Below are 26,267 nucleotides of genomic sequence, written 5' to 3' on the forward strand. Positions count from 1 at the left end.
AGTCTGTCATTCATGTCAGATCACAGCCGCGCCGCATGCCAGCGCAGGTGATCCTCCATGAAGGTGGAAATGAAATAATAGGAATGCCCGTATCCGGGCTGCATCCGCAGCGTCAATGCGGTCGGGCCATCCTTGCAGGCGGCCTCGAACAGCCAGGGCCGCAAACCGGTTTCAAGAAAACTGTCGGCATCGCCCTGATCAATCAGGATTTCCGGAAAGGCGTGGCCGTCCTCGACAAGCGCCACCGCATCATAGGCCCGCCAGTCGTCACTGTTTGAGCCAAGATAACGGGTAAAGGCATTCGCCGCCCAGTCGGCCGTCGATGGATTGACGATCGGCGCGAATGCGGAACAGCTGGCAAATCGCTGGCTGTTGCGAAGCGCCATCACCAGCGCGCCATGCCCCCCCATCGAATGTCCGAAAATCCCCTGCCGTGCCATATCGACGGGAAAATTTGCCGCAATCACGGCTGGCAAATCCTCAAGCACATAGCTGTACATGCGGTAATTGGTGTCATAGGGCGGCATTGTGGCATCCACATAAAAGCCGGCGCCCGAACCGAACTGCCAGTTATCCTCGTCGGGGACATCATCGCCACGCGGGCTGGTATCAGGGCAGATGATGGCGATTCCAAGCTCCGCCGCGACGCGCCTGTATTCACCCTTCTCCATCACATTGGCATGGGTACAGGTCAGGCCCGACAGATACCACAGCACCGGCACCGGCCCCTTGTCGGCCTGTGGCGGCAGATAGACCGCAAAGGTCATGTCGCATCCGGTGACGTTCGAGGCGTGACGATAGATCCCCTGGACACCACCAAAGGATTTTTCGGCAGACACTGTTTCCATGACGGTATCGACCTAGAAAACCACGACGGCGCGGATTGATTCACCCTCATGCATGAGATCGAAGCCCTTGTTGATGTCCTCGAGCGGCAGCGTATGCGTGATCATCGGATCGATCTCGATCTTGCCCTGCATGTACCAGTCGACGATCTTCGGCACATCGGTACGGCCCCGCGCGCCGCCGAAAGCCGTGCCGCGCCAGCTGCGGCCCGTGACAAGCTGGAACGGGCGGGTCGAGATTTCCTGACCGGCACCGGCAACGCCGATGATGATCGATTCGCCCCATCCCTTGTGCGCGCATTCCAGCGCCTGGCGCATCACCGTTGTGTTGCCGATACATTCAAAGGAATAATCGGCACCGCCACCTGTCAGTTCGACAAGATGGCCGACAAGATTGTCGCCATGCTCTGCCGGATTGACGAAATGCGTCATGCCGAACCGCTCACCCCATTTCTTCTTGCTGTCATTCAGGTCGACGCCGACAATCATGTTCGCGCCAATCATGCGAAGCCCCTGAATGACGTTCAGCCCGATGCCGCCAAGACCAAAGACAACAGCCGTGCATCCGGGTTCGGCCTTGGCCGTGTTGATGACCGCGCCAATGCCCGTCGTAACGCCGCAGCCGATATAGCAGATCTTGTCAAACGGGGCGTCCTTGTTGACCTTCGCCAGGGAAATTTCCGGCAGCACCGTGAAGTTCGAGAAGGTCGATGTTCCCATATAATGCAGCACAGGTTCTCCCTTGATCGAGAACCGGCTGGTCCCGTCAGGCATCACGCCCTGACCCTGGGTGGTGCGAATGGCCTGACACAGGTTCGTTTTGGGATGCAGACAATATTCGCATTCCCGGCATTCCGGCGTGTAAAGCGGAATCACATGATCGCCGGGGACGACGCTGGTGACGCCCGCGCCAACCTCGCGGACGATCCCGGCCCCTTCATGGCCAAGAATGGCCGGGAACATCCCCTCGGGATCGGCGCCGGACAGTGTGAAGGCATCTGTGTGGCAGATGCCGGTTGCCATGATTTCGACAAGCACCTCGCCGGCGCGCGGCCCGTCCAGATCAACATCCATGATTTCGAGTGGCTTGCCGGCAGCCACAGCAACAGCGGCACGGGTTTTCATCTTTCATTCCTCCCTGAGGCGTGGCCGCGACCACCCGGTTGCGGGCGGCGGCCTGTCATGACTCTGTGATTACGATGGCATGGCGGCCAGACCGGCACAAGAATGTTTCTGTACCGCCAGCAGGTGCTGCGACCTATCGCTGGACATGCTCCCAGTCGGGATGGAAGAACGGCGTGTCATTGGCGCGCGCCAGCGGTGTGCGGCCAAGAATATGATCTGCCGCCTTTTCGCCGGTCATGATCGAGGGCGCGTTGAGATTGCCATTGGTGATCCGCGGGAAGATCGAGGAATCCGCAACCCGCAGCCCGTCAACCCCGATCACCCGGCAATGCGGGTCAACGACACTTGCCGGATCATCCGCCGCGCCCATGCGAAGGGTGCCGCACGGATGGTAGGCGCTTTCGGCATGGTCACGGATGAAGCTGTCAATTGCCGCATCCGAAGTGGCGGCCTCGCCAGGCTGGATTTCATCACCGCGATAGGGATCCATCGGCGCCTGCCGGATGATTTCGCGGCTGAGCCTGATGCAGCGGCGAAACTCTGCCCAGTCGTCAGGATGGCTCATATAGTTGAAGCGGATTTCAGGTGCCGAGTCCGGCGCGGCGTCACGGATCCTGACATGGCCGCGTGATTTTGAGCGCATCGGCCCGACATGAAGCTGGAACCCGTGCCCCTCGGCAGGGGCCTTGCCGTCATAGCTGATTGCCACAGGCAGAAAATGATACTGGATATCAGGATAGGCGACGCCGGCAGCCGAGCGGATAAACCCCAGTGTTTCAAACTGGTTTGACGCGCCAAGTCCCCTTTTGAAGAACAGCCATTCCGCCCCGATACGGGCTTTGGCCAGAAGACCTAGATGACGATACAGGGTGATTGGCTGGAGACAGGCAATCTGAAAATAGACTTCCAGATGATCCTGCAGATTGGCCCCCACACCGGCCCTGTCGACATGCACAGCAACGCCCGCATCCTGAAGAACGCGGCCCGGCCCTATGCCCGATCGCTGCAGGATCTGGGGCGAATTGATGGCCCCCGCCGCCAGCACAATCTCGGCATTTGCCCGCGCCTCGTGCATGGTGCCACGCCGGCGATAGCTGACACCCACCGCGCGCGCGCCGTCAAACAGGATCCTATCGACCAGCGCGCCTGTAACAAGCCGCACATTGCCACGCGCCATTGCCGGCCGCAGATAGGCGCTCGCCGCCGACCAGCGCCGTCCCTTCCAGACCGTCATATCGGCCGGGCCGAACCCTTCCTGGCGATAGCCATTATAATCCGGGGTCGCCGCATAGCCCGCCGCCTCGGCCGCCGCGACAAATGCGTCATGAAGCGGGTTGTCACGCGGGCCACGGGTCACGTGAAGCGGCCCGTCGGTGCCACGCCATGGCGTCTCGCCGCCATGCGATGTTTCCATCCGCCTGAAATAGGGAAGCACGTCGGCATAGCCCCATCCGGCGGCACCCGATTCCTCCCAATGCGCATAGTCACCGGCATGACCACGGACATAGATCATGCCGTTGATCGAGGATGATCCGCCAATCACCTTGCCACGCGGGCAGACAAGCCGACGTCCACCGAGCGATGGCTCCGGTTCCGCCAGATAGCCCCAGTCATAGCGCGGCATGTTCATCGGATATGACAGGGCAGCCGGCATCTGGATCAACGGGCCGGCGTCGCTGCCACCATATTCAAGTACCAGAATCCGCCGCGTGCCATCCTCGCCAAGCCTGTAGGCAAGCGCGCTTCCCGCCGATCCCGAACCGATGATGATATAGTCATAGCTGTCAGTCATGGCGCCACTATCAGGAGCCGCGCCAGCCACGTCAAGCAGACCCGTCATCGACAGGCCGCGGGGTGACGGATTTTCCGGATGATTTTTCAGCGCCGCCGGGTCATAGTCGGCAGATGTCCATGACCATTTCCACCATCGCCGAGCGGCTTGCTGCCGGCACACTCACCGCCCGAGATCATGTTGAATCCTGTCTTGCCGCCATTGACAGCGAAGATGGCACGCGGGCCTTCATAACCGTCAATGCAGAGGGTGCCAGGACCGAGGCCGACCATATCGACAGGTTGCGCGCCGCCGGCGCCGCTCTGCCGCCCTTTGCCGGGGTCACCTTGTCGGTCAAGGATCTGTTCGACATTGCCGGCGAGACAACGCGCGCCGGATCAAGGGTGCTTGATGATGCCGCGCCAGCCGCCCGTGATGCCACCGTGGTGGCCCGCCTTCGTGCCGCCGGTTTCATCATCATTGGCCGGACCAACATGACCGAATTCGCCTATTCCGGACTTGGCATGAATCCGCACTATGGCAACCCCCGCAGCCCCTATGGCCGTGATCAGGGCGATGGACATATCGCCGGCGGATCATCTTCGGGAAGTGCGGTGTCAATCGCCGACGGCATGGCGGCCGCGACGATCGGCACCGACACAGGGGGGTCAACCCGCGCACCAGCCGCGTTCTGTGGCATTGTCGGCATGAAGCCGACAGCACACCGGATGCCATCGACCGGGGTCTATCCACTGTCCACATCCTTTGACGCCGCAGGCCCGATGGCGGCCAGCGTCGAATGCTGTGCGATTCTGGATGACCTGATGACCGGCGGTGATGGCAAATCGGAATCGGGCTTTCCTCTTGCCGGACTGCGACTGGCGGTGCCGCGCGGCTATCTGTTCGACGATCTGGACCCGCAGGTGGCCTCGGCCTTTGACGCCGCCATCGACAGGCTGTCATCGGCTGGCGCGCAGATCACCGACATCAGGATTGATATCCTCGAGGAACTGCGTCCGGCAAACCGCGCGAAAAGCATCGTGTCAGCCGAAGCACATGAAATTCATCGCGAGATGATGGCAACGCGTGGCAACGAATACGACCCCTATGTCGCGGCGCGTCTGGCCGGTGGTGGTGACATTTCCGCCGCCGACTTCATCGCCATGTGTCGTGAGCGTACGCAGACCTGTGCCGCCGTTCAGGCCGTGACCCGCCCGTTCGATACGGTGGCGCTGCCGACCACACCGGCATTGCCGATGCCGATTGACGCCCTGCAGGGGATCGATCAGCTGATGACGGCAAGCGCCCGGGTGCTTCGCAACACCGCGCTGTCGAACTATCTGGACAGACCAACCATCACCCTGCCGTGCCATGCGCCGGCAAGCGCACCTGTCGGGTTTTCCCTGATGGGTTCACGCCATCATGACAGACGGCTGCTGGCCATCGCCGCCAGCGTGGAACCGGTGGTCAGCGGCTAGGCTACTCGGCCGGCACAAATCCACGATTGCGGCGCCAACGATCCGCCAGCCGCCGGAACAGTGACGGCTGTGCCCGATCACGGGCAAAACGCCCACCAATCACCAGCATCGCCGGCGTTGCCACCAGGGTCAGTATGGTTGCAAAGGTCAGGCCACCGGCAATGGTGCTGGACAATTGCGTCCACCATTGCGATGACGGCGCGCCGACCAGAATTTCACGATCCATGATCTTGATGGTCAGCTGGAACACCATCGGCAACAGCCCGAGTATCGTCGTCACCGCAGTCAGGATCACGGGCCGGAAACGCACCAGTCCGGCACGGAAGGCGGCATCACGCGCGTCATATCCGCGCCGCCTGTATTCATTGAAGGTGTCGATCAGGACGATGTTGTTGTTGACCACGATACCGGCAAGCGCAATCACGCCAAGCCCGCACATCACAATGCCAAATGGCTGGTTCGCCGCCCACAGGCCGAGAACGACACCGCCTGTCGACAGCAGGATGGCCGACATGGTGACAAAGGCCTGCCAGCCTGACCCGAACTGAACCATCAGGACAATCACCATCAGCAGCAGCGACAGGGTGAAGGATTGCTGAAGGAAGCTCTGCGTCTCGGCGATATCTTCGTCCTCACCGCCGAATTTCACGCGGACATTCTGCGCCAGTGGGGTCTCGGCAAGCGAATCCTTCAATGTCTGAATCCGCTCTGCCGCCAGCACGCCGTCGCCGATATCGGAATTGATATACATATAGCGTGTACCGTCCTTGCGCTCGATATCACCACCTTTCGGCCGGGGCTGCAGTTTGGCGAAGACGGAAATTGGAATGTAGGATCCGTCCGCCGCCGGCACCCGCAATTCCCGAAGCCGGTCGATATTGCGCTGGTCCCCCATGAACCGCATGACAACGTCAAGCTCGTCATCGGAGTCATCGGGGCGGAAATCGGAAATCCGCACGCCGCGTGTCAGCATCTTGATCATCGTGCCAAGGGACGAGATGGACACACCATGACGGCTTGCCGCCTCGCGATCCGTGACCAGGGTCCATTCCAGACCCGGCAGGGGCCGGTTGTCGGCGATATCCACAAAACCGCCAAGCGCCATCATCCGCGCCACCATCTGGTCGGTTGCCGTGGCAAGCTCGTCAAGGTCGTCGCCCAGGATCTCGATCCGGATCGGCAAGGCCCCGCCGGGACCTTCCTGCTGTTTGGTGATGCTGAAATCGGCACCGGCAAGGCTGGCAACCAGATCCCGCATCTGGTCGATCAGCGTGGCCGCCTTGTCGCGTTCATTCCAGTCGGCAAAGACGGTTCGAATGGTGCCGACGGAGTCGCGCGGCGTCTGGTTGCCACCCCCGCCAGGACGGAACGAACGGGCATAGAAATCCTGTACACCGTCAACAGGAAGGATCGATGTTTCGGCATTGTTGACCAGCGCATCGCGTTCCTTGGCCGACAGATCACCGCGGGCCAGCACCTGAACCTGCGCCTGATCGGGTTCGATATCGGGGAAGAAGGACACCCCAAGCCCGGCACTGCCATAGCCGACGAAACTGGCAACAATGATACCGACAACCACCCCCATGGTAATCACCGGAAAGCGGATCGCGCGTTTCAGAAGCCAGCGATAGCTTCGCGGTGCCGTCGCCGAAATGGCGCCCTTTGGCACGGATTTCTTGCCAATCATCCCGCCAAGAACGGGAATGAAGATCAACGCCATGAACAGCGAGGCCGTCAGCACGCAGATGACCGTGATCGGAAGATATTTCATGAACTGGCCGACAATACCCGGCCAGACGAGAAGCGGCATGAAGACCATCAGCGTGGTGATGGTCGAGGAAATGATCGGCCAGGCCATGCGCTGGGCACCCTGGCGATAGGCCTCGCGCCGGGTTGCGCCCTTGGCAATCTGCCGGTCGGCATATTCGGTGGTCACAATGACCCCGTCGACAAGCATCCCGGCAACCAGGATCAACGAGAACAGGACGATGATGTTCATCGTCACACCCATCATGTTCAGGATGCTGATGCCGACAAAGAAGGATCCCGGAATGGCCAGCCCGACAAGCGTCGCGTTGCGAATGCCAAGAACCGCCAGCACCACCACCATGACGATGATCACCGCCGCCGCGACATTGTTGCCAAGGTCGCTGAGGAGGTTCCGGACATCCTTGGAGTCATCGAACAGGTAGCTGACCTTGACACCCTCGCCGATTTTCGGCGCTTCGGCGTCGATGACAGCACGCGCGGATTCAACAACCTTGATGATGTTCGAGCCAACCCGTTTGCGAACATCAAGCACCACCGCCGGCTCGCCATTCACCCGCGACCAGCCCTCAGCCTGGCGGAAGGCACGACGCACCACCGCGATATCGCCAAAGGTTATGGTGGAATCGTCACGCGCCTGCACCGGCATATTGACCAGATCGTCGATGGTCTCGATCACGCCCGGCACCTTGACCAACAACCGTCCCCCGCCATCATCGATGGCACCGGCGGTCACCAGCTGGTTGTTACCGCTGACCAGCCTGATCACCGCCGACGGGTCAAGCCCATAGGCCTCGATCGCCGCGGCGTCGAGAAGGATTTCCAGCACCTCTTCGCGATCGCCGCCAATTTCCACCTCGAGGACACCTTCAAGCGCTTCCAGCTTGTCCTTGATCTCGCGTGCCGCCAGAACCATCTCGCGCTCCGACACCGGCCCATACAGAGCTGCCGTCAGAATGGGAAACAGCGACAGGCTGACCTCGGTCACCTTTGGCTCATCAGCCTCACCCGGCAGATCGGGCTTGGCATCGTCGACAGCCTGCCGCACATCGGCAAGCGCCAGATCGATATCTTCGCCGGCGTTGAATTCAAGCGTGACCGCACCATAGCCCTCGGACGCCACCGAAGACATGGCGTCGAGCCCCTCGACAGTGCGAAGATGCTTTTCCAGCGGCTTGATCAGCAGCCTTTCGGCATCCTCGGGCGAGATACCGTCATAATTGACCGATACATAGGCCACCGGAATATCGATGTCCGGCTTGGCCTCCTTGGGAATGTCGATATAGGATTTGACCCCGAAGGCACAGAGCAGGATCAGCCCGAGAACAACCGCCCCGGCACGCGAGAAGGCCGCGCTGATCACCGCATTCATGAGGCCGGCCCCCTGTCGACCCTGACCGTGTCACCGGCGTCGACAAAGGCCTGTCCAAAGGTCAAAAGCGTGTCACCATCGGCCAGACCCGAGACGAAAACCTGCTCCACGCCCGACCGTACAAGGTCGACAGGCACAACACGCACAACGCCGTTTTCGCTGATCTTGGCCGTCAGGGACCCGTCACCAGCAACCGAAAGATGCGCCGGCGACATGCCAAAGGCGGGCTGGAACCCGACATCGATGGTCGCCTCTACACTCATCCCAGCGCGCAGGATACGGTCCGGATTCGGCACCGTCACCTCGACGTCAAAGGTCCGTGTTGTCGAACTGGTGATCGAGGCAATGCGTGAAACAGTGCCCTCGCGCTTGCCGGCGCCGGCCACATCGACGCTGACCCGGTCACCAACGGATATCTGCGCAATGTCGGTCTGCGGCACACCAACAATGATTTTCACCTCGTCCATATTGAGGATCGTCGCCACCGGCGACCCGGCACCGACCTGTTCCCCGGCATCGACCGATACGGTTTCAAGCCAGCCACCGGTTGGCGCGGTAATGGTGGATTTCTTCAGCTGGTCACGAAGCACAGCAAGGTTGGATTTTGCCGTCGCAAGTCGTGCCCTGCTCTGTGAGACATCAACCTCGGATTTGAGGTTTTTTGCCAGATCAATGCGTGCCAGCGCCATCCGTGCATTTTCATAATCCGCCTTCAGCTGGGCCTGTTCGACCGGTGCGCTGAAATTCTGTGAGGCCAGTTTGCGAGAGATGTCCAGCCGCTGCCGCGCCACTTCAAGCGTGGCCTGCGCGGCGGCACGCTCTTCTTCATAGGTGCCGCCCGCCTGCTCAACCGCCATGTCATAGGCAGTCTGCGCGGCGGCGATCTCGGCTGTGGCCGCCTCGATCCTGACAGGCAGGGTGGTCGTGTTCAGAGCCACCAGAACATCCCCCGCGGCAATGGCACTGCCCTCACTGACCGGCACCTTGCGGGCTGTACCGGCAATTTCCGCCGACACGGTGACAACCGACTTTGGCTGGGTCACACCGCTGGCCCGGACCGACCGGCGCACCGCACTGTTGGTCACGGTGACAGCCGAAATCCGCGGCGCAGAGGACACCGAAGCCGTTTCGGCCAGGCTCGCGCTATCCTGCGCGCCATCCTGCGCCCCGGCCACAACCGAGGTGTCGGACACATCCTGTTCGGACGCTGCATCCGCTGACGGGTTGCTGAATTTGCCGGACACCATCCAGCCCGCAACACCAAGCGCCACGAGCGCTGCCCAGATATAAGATGTTCTGAATTTCATGAATCCATCGCCGGAAAAGCCGCCCTGTCTGCGCGATATTCTGTCTGCGGGTTATATAGTCGCAGAAAGACTCCGATACAAGCTGATGCTACCGTCCCGGGGCGATGCCGATGCCGGCAATCATGGCAAGACCGCGCGGGCCGGATGTCATTTCGCATCCTCAAGAATCATCTCGGCAGCACGATCGGCAAGCATCATTGTCGGCGCGTTGGTGTTCGCCGAGGTGATGTTGGGAAAGGCCGAGGCATCACACACCCGAAGCCCGTCGATACCGTGGACCCGAAGCCTTGCATCGACAACGGCGGAAGCAGGGTCCGGCCCCATGCGGCAGGTGCCACACAGATGAAAGACGGTGCCGCCGCGATCCTTGAAATCGGCCAGGACTTCCTCATCATTCATCCTGTCCAGCGGAGTCAGCGGGTCGTCGGCGAGAATGGACTTCAGATGCGGCGTGTTCTGAAGCCGTTCAACAACACGCGCCATGACGATGGCGTCGTTCCTGTCATCCTCGTGACTGAGATAGTTCGGGCGGATCGACGGCGCGTCCGATGTGCGCGGGCTGCGGATGGTGACTGTGCCCTCGCTTTTCGGTCGGCAGCTGTTGAAGCCGATGATGAAGCCGGAAAAGGCGTCCGGACGCATCAGCTTGCGGCGCCCTTTGTGAAAGCTCTGATAGCTGAGCGGATTCAGATAGATCTGCATGTCGGGGCGGGCCTGTGAGCCGCTGCTTTTGACCAGCCCGCCAAACTGATTGACACTGAGCGCCAAAGGTCCGCGACGCCGCAGCAGATATTCCAGCCCGCACATGACCCGGCCAGACCAGCTGCCAAACACATCATTCAGCGTCTTCTTGTTGGCCTTGAAGATATAGTTGATGCCGAAATGGTCCTGCAGATGCTGACCGACCTGCGGCTGGTCATGAACGACATCAATGCCAAGATCACGCAGATGTAGGGCCGGACCGACACCACTGACCTGCAGCAGCTGTGGCGAGCCAACCGCACCGGCAGCCACCAGGATTTCACGTCCGGCCCGCACGGTGTGGCTGGCACCCCGGTGCCGATAGGTCACGCTGTCCGCCAGCCGCCCTGTGAACCCGATCCGTTCGACATGCGCACCTGTCACAACAGTCAGGTTCGCGCGGCGCATCGCCGGCCACAGAAAGGCCACCGCACTTGAACATCGCATGCCGTTTCTGGTTGTTGTCAGATAGGGGCCGATTCCGACCCCCTCACGCCGGGCCGTCATCCCGGCGGGAAGCTGGCCTTCGGTGCAGAAATCGACGAAATCGCCACAGAGGCTGTGAAAATCGGCGCTGTTGTCCGATACCGACAGGAAAGGGGTTCCGGGATTTTCGGGAGCCGGCGTTTCCAGCCTGTCATAGACGGCTTCGACCTGGTCGTAGCCCCAGCCATCATTGCCGGCTGCGGCCCAGTCATCATAGTCGCCAGCCTGACCCCGGTGATAGACAAGTGCGTTGATCGAACCGGACCCGCCAAGAACCTTGCCACGCGGCTGATAGACCGTGCGTCCGTCAAGATGCGGTTCGGGATCGGTATTGTACATCCAGTTGACAGCCCGTTGGTGATACAGGATGCCATAGCCGATCGGCACCCGCACCCAGAGCCGCCTGTCTGACGGACCCGCCTCGAGCAGCAGCACTGAATGACGCCCACAGGCGGTCAGCCGTTCGGCAAGGACGCATCCAGCCGAGCCGCCGCCAACAATGATATAGTCAAATTCACGCACCAGTTGTCTCCTCGCCAGCGCATCAGTGTCTGACGACCCGGCAGGTTTCAGATATCCTCTAATCGTCCTTTATCGCCGCAAGTGCGGCGTTTAGTTCATCGATCAGCATTTCACCCGGCTCGATACCGACGGACAGACGAAACATCCCTTCACCGATGCCAAGCCCGGCACGGTCTTCAGCGGCGAGGCCGCGATGCGATGATGAGGCCGGATGCGACAGGGTGCTGCCGATATCGCCAAGGGTCGGCGCAAACGGAATGCTGGCCGCGGCCTCGATAAAGGCGTTGACCTGTGGACGGCCACCCTCGATCTCGAACGTCACCATATTGCCCGACCGGTCTCCGAACAGGGACTTCGCACGGCCATGATCCGGATGATCGGCACGTCCGGGATACAGCACTTTGCGGATACCGCTGCGCCCGGCCAGATGATCGGCAATCATCGCTGCGCTCCGTTCGGCAGCCGCGAACCGGAGATCAAAGCTGTGCAGCCCCCGGTCGGCAAGCCAGCAGTCAAACGGGCTTGGTGTCAGGCCCCATGTGACGGCGGCGTCACGCATCGCCTGTCGATGGTCGGGATCACGCGCCGTAACATAGCCGAGTGTTACATCGGAATGCCCTGCCAGAAATTTCGTGATCGAGTTGATCACGATATCGGCGCCGCTGTTCAAAGGCCGGAACATGGCCGGGGTGGTAAAGGTATTGTCAACCGCGAGCAGCGCCCCCGAACCGGCTGCCAGTTCGGCAATGCCTGTCATATCGGCCACCCGCAAAGTCGGGTTTGACACCGCCTCGACAAGGATGATCCGCGTATTCGGGCGCAGTGCCGCCGCCATGGCGGTGGCGTCACCGGCATCCGCAAAGCTGGTCTCGATGCCGAGCCGCGGCAGATCCTGGGTCAGCATGCGAAGCGAGCGCCCATAGAGCTGGTCGCCGGCAAGCACATGGTCACCGCGCGACAGCAACCCAAGAAACATCGCCGAGACCGCCGCCATACCAGACCCGGTGATCAGGCCGCCCTCGCCGCCTTCAAGCCAGTCGATCTTGTCTGCGAGCATGTCGGCGTTGGGGTGACCTTCGCGAGCATAGGTATATCCCGGCACCTTGCCTTCATACTGGGCGTCCAGCGCATCGGCAGATGACGCGGCATAGACAACCGAGGGGTAAAGCGGCGGGACCACCGGCCGGCTGGCCGAAGGCGGCGGCGAGCCGCCCCTGACAATTGTCCGCCGGCCGGTCTTGTCATCCTGTGCCCGTGTCATCTCAGCACTCCCTGGGCTGATGGCGAACCGGTGGCGGCCCGGCAATCAATCCCATTTCACATGCAGGCCAAGCGGCCCGCGAAACGCCCAGCCACCAAAGGCCACCTGATGCGCCGGGTCAAGCCGCAACGCTGGCAGCCTGTCAAAAATCATCGGCAGGGCGACATGCGCCACAAGTGCGCGCGCGGCAAAGGCCCCGGCACAGAAATGCGGCCCGGCACCAAAGGCAATATGCTTGCGTGTATCACGGGTGATGTCGAAGCTGTCCGGCATGTCAAAATGCAGCGGGTCGCGGTTCGCCGCGCCAAACATGAAAAAGGCGCGGCCTCCGGGCTCGATATCGATTCCCCTGATCCAGGCCGGGGCGGCGATGCGACGCGGCGACATGCCGATTGGCGCCATCCAGCGGACATATTCGTCAAACGCGCGATCCCAGCTGACAGTCCCCTGTCGGATCAGTGCCATTTGTTCCGGATGGGTCAGCAGCGCCCAGATGGCCCCGGCAATGGCATCGCGAGGTTCATTCTGGCCACCGCTGATGACAAGCTTTACATTCGCCCTGATTTCATCTTCGGGCGCGCCGGCGCGGTGAAGCACGGCAATCACCGAGACACCGGCCAGTGAATCCGGATCGGGATCGTGGCGCGCAAGGCCGGACAGCGTTTCATCAATCGCCGCGTCGAGTGTCGCCACAGCCTGGCAGCAACGTGTTTCAATGGCCGCATCACCGGCATAGTTCGAGATGCCGTCAATCATTGCCTGTGAATGCGCGTCCATCTCGCTTGCGGATATATTGGCAAGCCCGGTGATCAGCCGCAGCGCCTCGCCGGACAGTGGCATTGCATAATCACGGCATAACTCGGCCTCACCATGCGCCTCCAGATCATCAAGAAGCGTCGCCGCCGCGTCATGAAAGGCGCGCTGCCAGTGCCGTGCGACAGCACGCGGTGATACTGCGGGCTGCATCTGACGCCGCTGGCGCTGGTGTTGGTCACCATCGCACCGCATCATGTTCTGCCCCATCAGACGGGTCATCAACCCGCCGGGCTGCTCGGAACTGAACACATCAGTCCGTTTTTCCCAGTGATCAATGTCATCGCGGCGGGTCAGTACGATACCGTCAAGCTGCGGAACAAAGGCAACCGGTGCCTGTTCCCGCAGCCGCGCCAGTGTTGGATACGGGTCGTGCCAGAAGGCCTGCATATCGATGTCAAAGCGCGGGGCGACTGTCATATGCAGATCCTGTCGCCACCGACGCCGGGTGTAAAGGGTGCCTGTTGTGCGGCCAGCCTAGCTTTGCGTGGCAGGGCGTGCCGACGGGCCGTCTGACAGCATCCGTCCGACAAAAAGTCCGGCAAGCATCATCAGCACGAACAGCCCGACCTCGCCAGGTGCCACCAGGATGGAGGCAATGGCAGGCCCGGGACAAAGACCGGCAAGACCCCAGCCAACACCGAACAATGCCGCCCCGATCAACAGCCGACTGTCAATGTCCGAACGTGTCGGAATGACGAATCCAGAACCAAAGACCGGTGCCGCGCGACGCATCACGATGCGGTGGCCGATGAAATTGGCGATCACCCCGCCGCCCATGACAAAGGCAAGCGACGGGTCCCAGACCCCGAACAGATCAAGAAATCCGGCAACCTTGGCCGGGTTCAGCATGCCCGAAAGCGCAAGGCCGGCACCAAACAGCGCGCCGGTCAGGATCAATGAAATTGCACGTATCATGATCTTCCTCCCCCTCAGACCACATGCCTGACGATATAGACAGTGATGACCGCGGTAGCCATGAACATCCCGACAGCCGCCGCCGAGCGTACCGACAGCCGCGCCAGACCACAGATCCCGTGCCCCGAGGTGCAACCGGCCCCGATGGCGGTCCCGAGCCCGACCAGAAACCCGGCGACCGGCAGGGTCAATCCGGACGCCACCGATGCCCGCTCCACCGGCGCACCGGTCAGCGCCATCAGCGCCAGCGGACCCGCCAGCACGCCGATCACGAACAACAGCCGCCAGGCAACGTCCGATTTGTCGCCCGAGGCCGATTTGTCGCCTGAGGCGAACATGCCGCCGAAAACGCCCCCCAGGATGCCGCTGATTCCCATCACGCGGCCATGTGTCAGCATCAGCAGCAAAGCCGCGAGGCCAATCATCACGCCTCCGACGAGCGACGCAATCGGTGTAAAACTGTCAAAATCAATTATCATGAAACTCTCCCCGATCTTGATGTTCCATTTGGAGACTGAACGCCCTGTCAGGACGGATTAGGCACCACCCCTGGACTTCGACCAGCCACGCGGGTCATGAAGGAATGCCTCTACCTGAGACAGGGTCGCCTCGTCAAAACTGCCGGCCTCGCGGCTTGCCGCCAGAACATCCCACCATGTCGACAGATAGTGAAGCTGGATTCCCTCGGCAGCCAGCTTTTCCGGCGTATCCTTGAAGATGTCGTAATAGAAGATGACGAATGTGTGGCCGACTTCGGCGCCAGCCTCGCGAATGGCGTTCACAAAGCTGAGTTTGCTACCGCCATCGGTTGTCAGATCCTCGACAAGAAGGACACGCTGACCATCCTGGATGTCGCCCTCGATCCGCGCGTCACGACCAAAGCCCTTTGGCTTCTTGCGGACATAATGCATCGGCAGGGCAGTCCGTTCGGCAAGCCAGGCGGCGAAGGGGATGCCGGCAGTCTCGCCGCCGGCAACAGCGTCAAGGCTTTCATAGCCGATGTCATTCATGATCACGGTCCGGCCGTAATCCATCATCTGCGCCCGCATTCGTGGAAAGGCGATGATCTTGCGGCAGTCGATATAGACCGGGCTTTTCATGCCTGATGTCAGGGTAAAGGGATCATCGGCGCGGAACAGAACCGCCTTGATCTCAAGCAGCATTCGCGCCACCGAACGGGCAATCGCGGCCTTGTCGTATGTATGTTGTGAATCAAGGGTCACATCACGCCTCCATTTGCGAGCGGATATTAGACAAGGGCCACCGGCTTGTCATCCACGACGTCACGCGTCGCAAACGGCGTCACTCGGAGTCGGCAAACATCCAGCCAATGACAACCGGAGCGATAATGGCCGCCGCCAGCTGGGCCAGAATGAAGCCCGGCGCGTGGGCTGGAAAAATCCCGGAAAAGCTGTCGGTGAAGGACCGTGCAATGGTTACCGCCGGGTTGGCGAAACTGGTTGATGCGGTGAACCAGTAGGCCGCCGTGATGTAAAGACCAACAAGCGCCGGAATGGCGTCGGGCCGCCAGCGCAGACCACCGAAAATCACCGTCAGCAGGCCGAGAGTGGCGATAAATTCCGACAGCCATTGCGCGCCGCCGGTTCGCATATTCTGCGACAGCTGAAGCACCGGCATCTCGAACATCAGATGCGCCAGCATGGCGCCGCACAGACCCCCGGCAATCTGCATCACGACATACATCAGGGCGCGGGTGCCCGTGATCTGGCGACGGATCGCAAAGGCAAGGGTCACGGCAGGATTGAAATGTGCCCCGGAAACAGGACCGAAGATGGTGATCAGAACATACAGAATGGAACCTGTCGGAATGGTGTTGCCAAGAAGCGCCACCGCCAGATTGCCGTCAGCCAACCTCTCGGCCATGATCCCGGAACCAATCACCGTGGCCAGCAACAGCATCGTACCTATACCCTCGGCGACAAGCTGGCGCGATATCGAGGGGGCATTCATGGCATCTCTCCGATCCGGCGGATTGCCGGCATCAATTCGGCAACAGGCGCATCACCAAGCGCCAACAGCGCATCAATGCGCGCCTCCATCTGGTCAAAGGTTGCCGCGAAGGCGGCCTGGATATCCGCCTTGCCCCCGGTGACGGCAGCCGGATCCTCGACACCCCAATGCGCGGTGTGGGGATGCCCCGGCCAGACCGGACAGACCTCGCCGGCGGCACCGGCGCAGACAGTGATGATCAAATCCATCGGCACTGCCCCGACACCGGCGAATTCATCCCAGCTTTTCGAACGCGCGAATTCATGTTCAAGACCCCGCGCCCGCAGCGTGGCCAGCGCCGCCGGGTTGGGAGCGCCAGTGGGCTGTGAACCTGCCGAAAAGGCGGCGTATCGACCGACCCCGTCCCGGCGGAGAATGGCCTCGGCGAGAATGGAACGAGCCGAGTTGCCAGTACACAAAAAAAGAACATTGCGGGGACTTGTCATCGGGGCGACCTGTAAACATGTGTGAGACGCACAGGATATGACGGTATCATGACAAAACGGTTACAGAAACGCGACCTTCCCACCAAGCTGTGTGCCACCTGCGGCAGGCCTTTTACCTGGCGCAAGAAGTGGGAACGCGACTGGGAAAATGTGCGCTATTGTTCGAAACGCTGTGCCGGGCAGCGTGGCCGCGCCTCATGACGGGCCACCGGCGACAGCCTGTTCGATGCCGGCCTTTTCGATGATCTCGGCGACAAGCCCGTTCTGAAGCTGGTCGCCAACACCGATATCATCGATATAGATGCCGAAATCATCACCGCCAAACCTGTCGGCGGGCACCCAGGCGAACACAGATTCATGGTCGGCCGGACAATCCTCGGTGGCGGCGTCCTGCAATGCCTCGGCGCTGTCGAAATTCCATGTCACGGCGACGGCAACCATGAATTTGCGGCCACTGACGCCGGCCACCTCCATCTCGACCTGCATGGTGATGACATTGTCACGGCTGTGCGTGGCGGTCATATAGGCAGCCAGACTGCCGCCATAGTCTGACATGATCACCGCAAGCGGCACGAAATGTGCCCCGGATGGGGAATCGGACGGGGTCATGGCGATCTCCGGTCAGGATGTTGGAAGGTGGCATGCTGCCATGTTCACAAACGGTAATCCAGCGGTTACAGACAGGCTGTTACAGCGCGTCGGTCGGGGCGCGGAGTGCATAGCCACTGCCGCGCACGGAATGGATCAGATTGCCGCCGCCGGCATCGTCACCCGCGGGATTGTTGATGGCCTTGCGAAGCCGTGAGATATGGACGTCCACCGTCCGTTCCTCGACATAGACGCCATGCCCCCAGACCAGGTCCAGAAGCTGGGTCCGGCTGAATACACGTCCCGGTCGTTCCATCAGGATTGCCAGGAGCCGGCTTTCCTTCGGCCCAAGTGACACCGGATGCCCGGCACGGGTGATCTCCATTGTCGACTGGTTGAACCGCAGATCGTGAAATTCCAGAATCTCGTCAACAAGCGCCGGATGCGCCCGGCGAAGCAATGCCCGAACACGGCTGATCATCTCGCGCGGGGAAAACGGCTTCGAGATATAGTCATCGGCACCGATATCCAGGCCCAGTGTGCGATCGCCCTCTTCGCCACGGGCACTCAGAATGATAATCGGGAGATGTTTTGTATCGCTGCGGGAGCGCAGCGTGCGGCAGACATCAATCCCCGACATCCGCGGCATCATCCAGTCGATGATCACAAGATCGGGACGATGTTCCTCGATCATGTCCAGCGCCTGCTGGCCATCCTCGGCACGAATGACCTCGTAATCCGCCTGCACCAGATTGAAGGTCAGCAACTCAAGCTGATTGGGCTCATCATCAGCGACAAGAATACGGATGGACATCTATTGCCTTGCCTTTCCACACACCGCATCAGGCAAGGTGTGACATGACAATATTGCAATTTTATGACTCTTCATGACTGCGCCATTACCGGCAGGGTCACGGCAAACCGGGTTACACCGGCATCGGTACTGCTGACATGCATGGTGCCGCGATGTCGATTGACGATATGTTTGACGATGGCAAGACCAAGGCCCGTACCGCCGATCTTGCGCGAGCGTGCCTTGTCAACACGGTAGAATCTTTCGGTCAGCCGGTTGATATGTTTGTCCGCGATCGATTCGCCATGATTGGTGACCGAAATAACGACCTGCCCCGGATTGGCAAGTTCAAGATCGACCACGATCTCGGTATCGTCAAAACCGTATTTGATGGCGTTTTCGATCAGGTTGTGAAAGATCTCGTTGATCTCGTCGGCGAAACCGAACATGACCAGCCGCGACGCGGATACCGGCCGCCTGTCATCCAGCCGGATCCGCATGCCCTTTCGGGTGGCCTGTGTCTCGAGACTTGCGATCACCGCTTTCACAACTTCAAGAAGCGGCACTGTCTCGTCGGGAATGATATGTTCATCAACCTCGACCCGCGACAGCGACAGCAGATCGTCGATCAGACGCGACATACGACCTGCCTCTTCGGCCATGATGCGCAGGAACCGCTGCTGTGTCGGCCAGTCCCGAACATCATTGAGAAGGATCGTCTCGATAAAACCGGCAAGGCTTGTCAGCGGTGAGCGAAGCTCGTGGCTGACATTGGCCACAAAATCGCGCCGCACCTTTTCAAGGTTGCGCTGCAATGTCATGTCGAGAAGCATGACGATAATCCGGCCGTCATCCAGCCGGCGAACCCGCACATCGAATTCCATCGCGACACTGGTCTTGGCGGTGAAGATGAACATCCGTTCGGCCTCGCGGCCAGCGATGATATCAAGGACATCCGGCGCCGGGATGACGTCGGCCAGTTCCCGGCCAACAAGCCCCTCACCCAGAAACCGCACCGCCGCGTTGTTGGCCAATCTCACCGTGCCGTCACCGTCAACGACAAGCAGACCGTCGTCGAGCATGGCGCCAATCTCGGTCAGCGCGCCCTGCATGTCCGCAGAACGGCTGTTTGCCGCATGGGCATCCGCTGTCACATCCGGCCGGGAAAGATGGTCGTCTGAAGGTGTCATCTTAGGGGCTGTCATAATTGATGTCAGCCTCGAGATTCGCACTTTGCGCCACCTGCTGGAAGCGGCGCATTGCATGGCTGTCGACAAGGGCGGCGCACCCGGCACCAACGTGAAGCGTCAATGTTGTCCCATCATTGCTGAGGCGGATCTGGTCGAGATTCTGCGCCGTGCCACCGGAAAAGGTCAGCGCGAAACGCAACCCAAGGCCAATCACCGTTGCTTCGGCGCGGCGGCGACGGCTGAGCAGGACCGACAGTTCGGTCGGCCGCGACTTGTTGGTCTTGCGTCCGACATAACGGTGATAGATTGCGGTGGCGAGCCAGACCCGCTCCTTGTGGGTAACACAGTTCACCGGCAGGCCGAGAACACGCCGCGCGCCAAGATCACCGCGCACATCCTCATGCTCGTTCCAGCACATGTCGGACAGGAAACACGCTGCCTCCAGCAGCCTGTCAAACCGTTTCCGGTCAATGTCCACCTCGTCGGCGGTCTGATCGTCGCGCGGTCTGAACAAGGGCCGCAGCAACGCGACCAACGCACCGGGAACGCCGGGGAAGCGATGCGAGGCCCGTGAAATTTCCTGACAGACGACAAGCAGGAAATCCGCCCTGTCGAGGGCCCCAAGCTCGAGATCGGCAATCAGCCCGTCACGGATACTGGTGCCGCTGACAACAAGCCTTTCAGCACGGCTCTGGCGAAGCAACGCACGCATGATCAGCGCCGCTGTCGGCATTGTTTTCTGACGGCCAAGCGGCACACCGGACAGATCGGGGTCAGTTCGGCAGAACGCCGACAGCATGTTGCCAGCGTCATCGGCTGGAATGCGCAATCCATGAAGAACCGGCAGCGGGTAACCTGTCTGCTCGATATAGGCAAGGCCGAGCGCGCGGAACGACCCGCCGACACCAAAAATTCGTGTCTCCGGCCTGGCAGCAAGCCAGGGCACTTCCGCAATGGCATGGTCGATCTCGGCGGCTTCCACAGTTGACAGGTGACCGAAATTGAAACTTGTCGATTGCTGGGCCTGACCGTTTTCAAGCGCGACAACCTCGAGACTGCCACCACCAAGGTCAGCCACCAGACCTGTTGCCTCGGGAATGTTCAATGTCAGGCCACGCGCCACGAAATGTGCCTCTTCACGCTGGCTCAGAACGCCGATTGGCTGGCCGAGAATGACCTCAGCCGGAGCGATGAATTCAGCCGCATTATGGGCTCGCCTTACCGCCGCCGTGGCAACGGCATGAATGGCGGCAACACCCATAGATTTCATGAGCCTTGCGAAACGCGACAATGCCGCCAGCGACACCGTGATCCGCTCGGTCTGCAACATCCCGTCTTCACCAAGGCCCTCGCCAAGACGGCAGTTCGACCGTTCATTGAACAGGGGAAACGGATATCGGCCGCCACTGGCATAGATAACAAGACGGATCGAGTTCGAGCCGATGTCGATGACCGCGATAGGCGCCACCCGCCCCTCGCGGCGTGGATCGGCAAGCACCATGTTGTTCAGCTGTCCTGCCACCGTCTGTTCCCTCGCAATCGCGTGAGCGCGCTAGATGCGCTCAACCGCGATGGCGGTGCCCTCGCCGCCGCCAATACAAATCGCAGCCACGCCGCGCTTCAACCCACGTGCTTCCAGCGCGTGAAGCAGGGTCACAATGATCCGGCTTCCCGACGCGCCGATCGGATGGCCAAGCGCACAGGCACCGCCATTCACATTCACCCGTTCGCGTGGCAGACCAAGCTCGTGCATGAAAGCCATCGGCACCACGGCAAAGGCTTCATTGACCTCCCATAAATCAACATCACCTGTCTGCCAGCCAAGCTTTTCCAGCAGCTTCTGCGCTGCCGGGACCGGCGCCGTGGTAAACCATTGCGGGGCATGGGCATGGCTGGCATGACCGCAAATCCGGGCGCGCACCTTCAGCCCCTGTTCATCCGCCTTGGCCGCGCTGGTGACAATGAGCGCCGCCGCCCCGTCGGAGATGGACGAGGCGTTGGCCGCCGTCACCGTGCCGTCAGCGACGAAGGCAGGCTTCAGCTGTGGAATCTTTTCGGGCCGCGCCTTGGCCGGCTGTTCGTCAGACGTGATGGTGACATCGCCCTTGCGGGTGCTGAAGGTGACAGGCGTAATTTCACCGTCAAAGGCCCCGTTGTCCTGAGCGGCGCGCGCGTTGGCAAGTGACTGCAGGGCATAGTCATCCTGTGCCGTGCGCGAAAACTGATAGCATGACGCGCAATCCTCGGCAAAGCGTCCCATCAGCTTGCCGCGGTCATAGGCGTCTTCCAGCCCGTCAAGGAACATGTGGTCCTGCAATGACTGATGGCCCAGTCTGGCCCCGCCGCGCGTGGCCGGCGACAGATAGGGGGCATTGGTCATGCTTTCCATACCACCGGCGACAACAAGGCCAGCCGTGCCGGCGCGGATCATGTCATGCGCCATCATCACGGTCCGCATGCCGGACCCGCATACCTTGTTCACTGTCGATGCAGGCACGGATTCATCCAGACCGGCGGCAAAGCCGGCCTGACGGGCCGGTGCCTGACCGACACCCGCCGGCAGGACACAGCCCATCAACACCTCGTCAACCGACCCGGCCGCAGCACCGCAATCGGCGAGCGCGGCACCGATCGCAGCGCCACCAAGCTGTGGCGCCGTCATCGAAGACAGGTCTCCCTGAAAGCCGCCCATCGGCGTGCGAGCGGCCCCGGCAATAACAATTTCAGACAGGGTTGCGGACTCGGACATGATCATTCTCCCTGGCGCGCTGGCGTGTCATTCCGATCGGTCACATCAGCTTGCGTGGCTACGCATCCTAGGCGCTGCCGCCGACCTTTTCAATTCCGCAGCACCGCGAATCCGTGCCATAATCCGGACAACGGGGTTTCAGGCGCGCACCGGGTGCGCCACCAACATGGTTTCGTCCGCAAAAGGCACGCAATGCGCATCCTCCAATCAATGCTGACAGCGCTGGTCAACGCGCCGGTTCGCATGGCCACGCTGGGCTGGCGGCAACCTGCCGGAATTGACAATGACCCGGAGGCGGCTGTCGATGCCGTACTTTCCGCCACCGGCGACGTGTCCTCGCTTGTCTCCGCGCATTCCCTTCTCGACCAGATCGAATCCATGGATGACAGTCGGCTGGCCGCGTTGATGACGGATATCGCAACGCGATTCGATCTGGATGGCACCCGGCTGGCACAGGCCGCAGCCGCCTATGCAGCGGATCCCGACGCCGGCAAACTTGCCGGCATCGCCGCGATTGCCGAACCGCGATGGATGGAGCTGTTCCGGCGGCTGAACGCCACCAATGGCGGCACCGTGCGGCTGGTCCGGCTTCGTCAGCGATTGCTGGGCCTGACCGCACAGTCTGCCGATATCACCCGCCTCGATAGCGGGCTGAAATCACTGCTTCGCATGTGGTTCAATCCGGGCTTTCTGATCCTGCAGCCCATCGACTGGTCAACACCGGCCAATATTCTGGAGAAGATCATTGCCTATGAGGCTGTCCACGCCATTTCATCATGGGATGACCTGCGCGCGCGGCTTGCCCCTGAAGACCGGCGCTGTTTTGGGTTTTTCCATCCCAGCATGCCTGAAGAGCCGTTGATCTTTGTCGAGGTTGCGCTGACCGAGGACATCCCGCGGGACATTGACTCGGTTCTGGTCATTGACCGCGAGGCGCTGCCGGCTGCAAGCGCCAGCACCGCGGTCTTCTATTCGATCTCGAACTGTCAGGCCGGGCTTGCCGGCATTTCCTTTGGCAATTTCCTGATCAAACGCGTGGCCCAGGAACTGAAACAGGAATTTCCGGATCTGAAACGCTTTGTCACCCTGTCGCCGGTACCCGGCCTGATGCGATGGCTGCGAAAGAATGTGCCCGATCTTGCGACGGTCTTTGACACCGATGATGCCGGGTTCTGGAATGGCGAGGCCGCACAGCATGAAGCTGCCTTTCTTGCCGCCGCCATTCGCTATTTCACCGAACCTGACCGCGAGGACGGCTGGCCGAACGATCCTGTCGCGCGCTTCCATCTTGGCAATGGCGCCATTCTCGAACAGCTGAATTTTGGTGCCGACAGGTCACCAAAGGGCATGCAACAGTCTGGCGGGCTGATGGTGAATTATCTCTATGACCTTGACGTCGTCGAGGCCAATCACGAGACATTCCACGCAACAAGGGCGGTGCCGCTGTCGGCGATGTTGCGACGACTCGGACAGCGCTGATGACGGGCTGTCGCGGTCAGCTGTCGGACCAGCGCGGCGGACGCTTTTCGATGAAGGCGGCAATACCTTCCTCGGCATCATTGGCCAGCATGTTGTCGACCATCACTGCGGCCGCATATTCATAGGCCTCGACAAGCGGTCGTTCGGCCTGCCGGTAGAATGCCGGTTTGCCAAACCCCACGGTGGCGGTTGATTTCGAAGCGATACGCCGCGCCATCTCCATGACAGTGTCGGACAGTTCGGATGCGGGCACAGCGCGGTTGACGAGCCCGATCTCGGCGGCGCGCGATGCCGGACAGGGGTCACCCGTCAACAGCATCTCCATAGCGTGCTTTGCCGCCACATTGCGCGACAGTGCCACCATCGGGGTGGAACAGAACAGACCGATATGAACCCCGGGGGTGGCAAAATGTGCGCCCTCCGCCGCGACAGCCAGATCACAGCTTGCCACAAGCTGGCAGCCGGCGGCCGTCGCCGTCCCGGCGACCTCGGCGATGACAGGTTTCGGATGCGCGGGAATCGATGCCATCAATGCCGAGCATTGGGTCAGAATGCGGGTGAAATAGGCCCGCCCGCGGTCATCGGCATTTTCCGGTGCAGCGCGCGCCGCCGCCATCTCCTTGAGATTGTGGCCAGCGCAGAACACGGGACCATTGGCGGCAATGACAATCACCCGGACGGCCTTGCTGTCAGCCGCCGCCTCGAGCGCGGCCGCAAGCGATGTCATCATGGCTTCGGACAGCGCGTTGCGCGTTCCAGGCGCATTCAATGTCAGGCGCAGAATGCCATCGGCATCGCAGCTGGAATGGACAAGCACATCATCGGTGGCGTTGCTTGCCATGTCACCATCACTCATCAGGGTCTCCGGGCGTTGTCTGGAACAGCATTGGCAGACAGGCTAGCGCGAGGCCGGCATCAACGACAAGTCTTGCCGGTGGCAGGGGGGCGGCCATGACGGTGATCAGGCAGGCTCAGCTTTCCTCGATCATCCAGCTTGTGCGGTCCGCCTTGGGCCGGCTTGTCTCAACCGTTTCACCGGTTTCGATGAACAGCACCTGTTCGGCAAGGCTGGTTGTGAAATCGCCGATCCGTTCGAGATTCTTGCCGATGAACAGAAGATGCACACCGACAAGTGGTGGCAGATTGCCAGCCTCCATATCGGCGATGACCGTGCCAAAGAACGCGGTATGAAGCTTGTCGACATGAACGTCGGAATTGCGGATGGCCTGCGCAGCGTCAAGATCACCTTTCTGGTGCGCGACCAGCACATCGTCGATCATTGCTGCCACCATGGTGCCCATCTCGATCAACTGGTCCCAGGGAAGATTGTCCGCCTCGCTGGCCATGATGGCTTTCGTACGCTTGGCTGTATTGCGGGCGTAGTCGCCGATCCGCTCGAGGTTCTGGGCTGCCTTTGCCGCGGCAAGGACGCGCCGCAGATCTTCGGCACGCGGTGCGCGCACTGTGATGATATGAAACACCTTTTCGTTGAGATGCGCCTCGAGGTCGTCAAGTTCCACGTCGCGTTCAATCAGCATATCCACGCGGCTTGCCTGAAAATCCGACATGGCGCGCAGGCATGCATTGAGCTGCCGGGCTGCCAGCGCGCCAAGCTTGACGACTCCCATGTTCAGTTCTTCAAGATCCTGGGCAAAAGCGCTGCTTGTATGCGCAACCTGGCTCATCGGTATCTCCCGTCGCACGTTATCGTGCCTGTCATCATGGTGCCGGAACCGGCACAAATCCTCGTGAATATGACCATTCAAACCTAGCCGAAACGGCCTGTAATGTAATTATGCGTCATTTCATGCTGCGGTTTGGTGAAAATCTGTTCGGTATCACCGACCTCGACCAGCCGGCCGAGGTGGAAATAGGCTGTCCGCTGCGAGACACGCGCCGCCTGCTGCATGGAATGGGTGACAATCACAATCGTGAATTCGGCGCTCAGTTCGTGGATCAGTTCCTCAATCCGTGCCGTGGCAATCGGGTCAAGTGCCGAGCATGGCTCATCCATCAGGATCACTTCCGGGCTGACAGCAATGGTCCTGGCGATACACAGCCTCTGTTGCTGGCCACCCGACAGGCCTGTCCCCGGCTGGGCGAGGCGATCCTTTACCTCGTCCCAAAGGCCGGCCCGCACCAGCGAATTCTCGACGATATCGTCAAGTTCGCCACGGCTTGAGGCCAGTCCATGAATACGGGGGCCATAGGCAACATTGTCATAGATTGATTTCGGGAACGGGTTTGGCTTTTGAAATACCATGCCGACGCGCGCCCGCAGGGGCACAACATCGATATGCGGCGCATAGATATCCTGTCCATCAAGGGCGATGGTGCCTTCAATCCGGCAGATATCGATGGTGTCGTTCATTCTGTTGAGGCAGCGCAGAAACGTGGATTTGCCACAGCCTGACGGTCCGATGAAGGAAATCACCTGTTTCTCGGCGATATCGAGTGACACATTGTCGATGGCGCGTTTGTCGCCATAGAACACATTGACCGCCCGCGCCGTCATCCGGGGATGTTCGACATGAATATCGCCAACCGTCTCCGACGGGATGTTCGATATTTCCAGTGTCTTGGTCTGGTCGGCACTATTCATCATC

23 protein-coding genes and 1 pseudogene are annotated in these 26,267 nt (G+C 60.8%); 3 read left to right on the top strand and 21 right to left on the bottom strand.

The annotated features are described in order from the left end of the window. Window positions 1-20: 20 nt before the first annotated feature. The 3 genes from fghA to betA form a co-directional block, all read right to left on the bottom strand. Complete coding sequence (gene fghA / locus AB3X55_05655) at window positions 21-848, bottom strand: S-formylglutathione hydrolase (protein MEX0503065.1); 828 nt, start codon at window positions 846-848, stop codon at window positions 21-23. 12 nt (window positions 849-860) lie between these two features. After that, window positions 861-1,970, bottom strand: coding sequence for an S-(hydroxymethyl)glutathione dehydrogenase/class III alcohol dehydrogenase (locus AB3X55_05660; GenBank protein MEX0503066.1), 1,110 nt, complete (start codon window positions 1,968-1,970; stop codon window positions 861-863). A gap of 133 nt (window positions 1,971-2,103) precedes the next feature. Beyond that, window positions 2,104-3,762 carry a choline dehydrogenase gene (betA, locus tag AB3X55_05665; protein MEX0503067.1) on the bottom strand — a complete coding sequence of 553 codons (1,659 nt, stop codon included), beginning with the start codon at window positions 3,760-3,762 and terminating at the stop codon, window positions 2,104-2,106. 119 nt (window positions 3,763-3,881) lie between these two features. Between betA and AB3X55_05670 the strand changes: the two genes are divergently transcribed. Further along, entirely contained in the window at window positions 3,882-5,219 is a 1,338-nt protein-coding gene (locus AB3X55_05670) for an amidase (protein ID MEX0503068.1), read from the top strand. Window position 5,220: 1 nt separating this feature from the next. Here the strand turns inward: AB3X55_05670 and AB3X55_05675 are convergent, their stop codons facing one another. The 10 genes from AB3X55_05675 to AB3X55_05720 all read right to left on the bottom strand — a co-directional run bounded on the left by AB3X55_05675 (window position 5,221) and on the right by AB3X55_05720 (window position 16,862). After that, on the bottom strand, window positions 5,221-8,358 hold the full coding sequence (locus tag AB3X55_05675) for an efflux RND transporter permease subunit (protein ID MEX0503069.1): 3,138 nt from the start codon (window positions 8,356-8,358) through the stop codon (window positions 5,221-5,223). After that, window positions 8,355-9,665, bottom strand: coding sequence for an efflux RND transporter periplasmic adaptor subunit (locus AB3X55_05680; protein ID MEX0503070.1), 1,311 nt, complete (start codon window positions 9,663-9,665; stop codon window positions 8,355-8,357). Before AB3X55_05680 ends, AB3X55_05675 begins: the two co-directional genes overlap by 4 nt. 147 nt (window positions 9,666-9,812) lie before the next feature. Continuing rightward, window positions 9,813-11,414, bottom strand: a complete 1,602-nt coding sequence (locus tag AB3X55_05685) for a GMC family oxidoreductase (GenBank protein ID MEX0503071.1) — start codon at window positions 11,412-11,414, stop codon at window positions 9,813-9,815. Window positions 11,415-11,472: 58 nt separating this feature from the next. Then, window positions 11,473-12,675: a PLP-dependent aspartate aminotransferase family protein gene (locus AB3X55_05690; protein ID MEX0503072.1), complete on the bottom strand. Its 1,203-nt coding sequence runs from the start codon at window positions 12,673-12,675 to the stop codon at window positions 11,473-11,475. Between the two features lie 45 nt (window positions 12,676-12,720). Continuing rightward, entirely contained in the window at window positions 12,721-13,908 is a 1,188-nt protein-coding gene (locus tag AB3X55_05695) for a cytochrome P450 (protein ID MEX0503073.1), read from the bottom strand. Window positions 13,909-13,965: 57 nt separating this feature from the next. Then, complete coding sequence (locus tag AB3X55_05700; GenBank protein ID MEX0503074.1) at window positions 13,966-14,406, bottom strand: DUF6691 family protein; 441 nt, start codon at window positions 14,404-14,406, stop codon at window positions 13,966-13,968. 14 nt (window positions 14,407-14,420) lie between these two features. Continuing rightward, a complete protein-coding gene (locus tag AB3X55_05705) occupies window positions 14,421-14,885 on the bottom strand; it encodes a YeeE/YedE family protein (GenBank protein ID MEX0503075.1) in 465 nt (154 codons plus the stop codon). Between the two features lie 57 nt (window positions 14,886-14,942). Beyond that, the gene (locus tag AB3X55_05710) at window positions 14,943-15,629 is read right to left on the bottom strand and encodes an orotate phosphoribosyltransferase (protein ID MEX0503076.1); all 687 of its coding nucleotides are present in this window, start codon (window positions 15,627-15,629) and stop codon (window positions 14,943-14,945) included. A gap of 79 nt (window positions 15,630-15,708) precedes the next feature. Continuing rightward, window positions 15,709-16,377 (bottom strand): aquaporin, encoded by a 669-nt coding sequence (locus AB3X55_05715; GenBank protein ID MEX0503077.1) that lies wholly within the window; start codon window positions 16,375-16,377, stop codon window positions 15,709-15,711. Continuing rightward, the gene (locus AB3X55_05720) at window positions 16,374-16,862 is read right to left on the bottom strand and encodes an arsenate reductase ArsC (GenBank protein MEX0503078.1); all 489 of its coding nucleotides are present in this window, start codon (window positions 16,860-16,862) and stop codon (window positions 16,374-16,376) included. Before AB3X55_05720 ends, AB3X55_05715 begins: the two co-directional genes overlap by 4 nt. A gap of 48 nt (window positions 16,863-16,910) precedes the next feature. Here AB3X55_05720 and AB3X55_05725 point away from each other — a divergent pair, with 48 nt between their 5' ends. Continuing rightward, window positions 16,911-17,063, top strand: coding sequence for a DUF2256 domain-containing protein (locus AB3X55_05725; protein MEX0503079.1), 153 nt, complete (start codon window positions 16,911-16,913; stop codon window positions 17,061-17,063). Here the strand turns inward: AB3X55_05725 and AB3X55_05730 are convergent. From AB3X55_05730 to AB3X55_05750, 5 genes are all read right to left on the bottom strand, one after another. Continuing rightward, window positions 17,058-17,471, bottom strand: a complete 414-nt coding sequence (locus AB3X55_05730; GenBank protein ID MEX0503080.1) for a hypothetical protein — start codon at window positions 17,469-17,471, stop codon at window positions 17,058-17,060. The two genes, AB3X55_05725 and AB3X55_05730, sit on opposite strands and share 6 nt — an antisense overlap. A 79-nt stretch (window positions 17,472-17,550) precedes the next feature. Further along, a complete protein-coding gene (locus AB3X55_05735) occupies window positions 17,551-18,264 on the bottom strand; it encodes a response regulator (GenBank protein ID MEX0503081.1) in 714 nt (237 codons plus the stop codon). Between the two features lie 71 nt (window positions 18,265-18,335). After that, on the bottom strand, window positions 18,336-19,433 hold the full coding sequence (locus tag AB3X55_05740) for an ATP-binding protein (GenBank protein MEX0503082.1): 1,098 nt from the start codon (window positions 19,431-19,433) through the stop codon (window positions 18,336-18,338). Window position 19,434: 1 nt separating this feature from the next. Beyond that, window positions 19,435-20,955, bottom strand: coding sequence for a hypothetical protein (locus AB3X55_05745; protein MEX0503083.1), 1,521 nt, complete (start codon window positions 20,953-20,955; stop codon window positions 19,435-19,437). Between the two features lie 30 nt (window positions 20,956-20,985). Then, entirely contained in the window at window positions 20,986-22,164 is a 1,179-nt protein-coding gene (locus AB3X55_05750) for an acetyl-CoA C-acyltransferase (protein ID MEX0503084.1), read from the bottom strand. A gap of 210 nt (window positions 22,165-22,374) precedes the next feature. Between AB3X55_05750 and AB3X55_05755 the strand changes: the two genes are divergently transcribed. Further along, entirely contained in the window at window positions 22,375-23,661 is a 1,287-nt protein-coding gene (locus AB3X55_05755) for a malonyl-CoA decarboxylase family protein (GenBank protein MEX0503085.1), read from the top strand. 16 nt (window positions 23,662-23,677) lie between these two features. Here the strand turns inward: AB3X55_05755 and AB3X55_05760 are convergent, their stop codons facing one another. From AB3X55_05760 to pstB, 3 genes and pseudogenes are all read right to left on the bottom strand, one after another. Then, a complete protein-coding gene (locus tag AB3X55_05760; protein MEX0503086.1) occupies window positions 23,678-24,517 on the bottom strand; it encodes an enoyl-CoA hydratase in 840 nt (279 codons plus the stop codon). A 115-nt stretch (window positions 24,518-24,632) separates the two neighbouring features. Further along, window positions 24,633-25,346 (bottom strand): phosphate signaling complex protein PhoU, encoded by a 714-nt coding sequence (gene phoU, locus AB3X55_05765; protein ID MEX0503087.1) that lies wholly within the window; start codon window positions 25,344-25,346, stop codon window positions 24,633-24,635. An 83-nt stretch (window positions 25,347-25,429) separates the two neighbouring features. Continuing rightward, window positions 25,430-26,218 (bottom strand): annotated as a pseudogene (pstB, locus tag AB3X55_05770) (phosphate ABC transporter ATP-binding protein PstB). Between the last annotated feature and the right edge of the window lie 49 nt (window positions 26,219-26,267).

The organism is Alphaproteobacteria bacterium LSUCC0719 (genome assembly GCA_040839025.1).
GTDB lineage: Bacteria > Pseudomonadota > Alphaproteobacteria > Puniceispirillales > Puniceispirillaceae > UBA8309.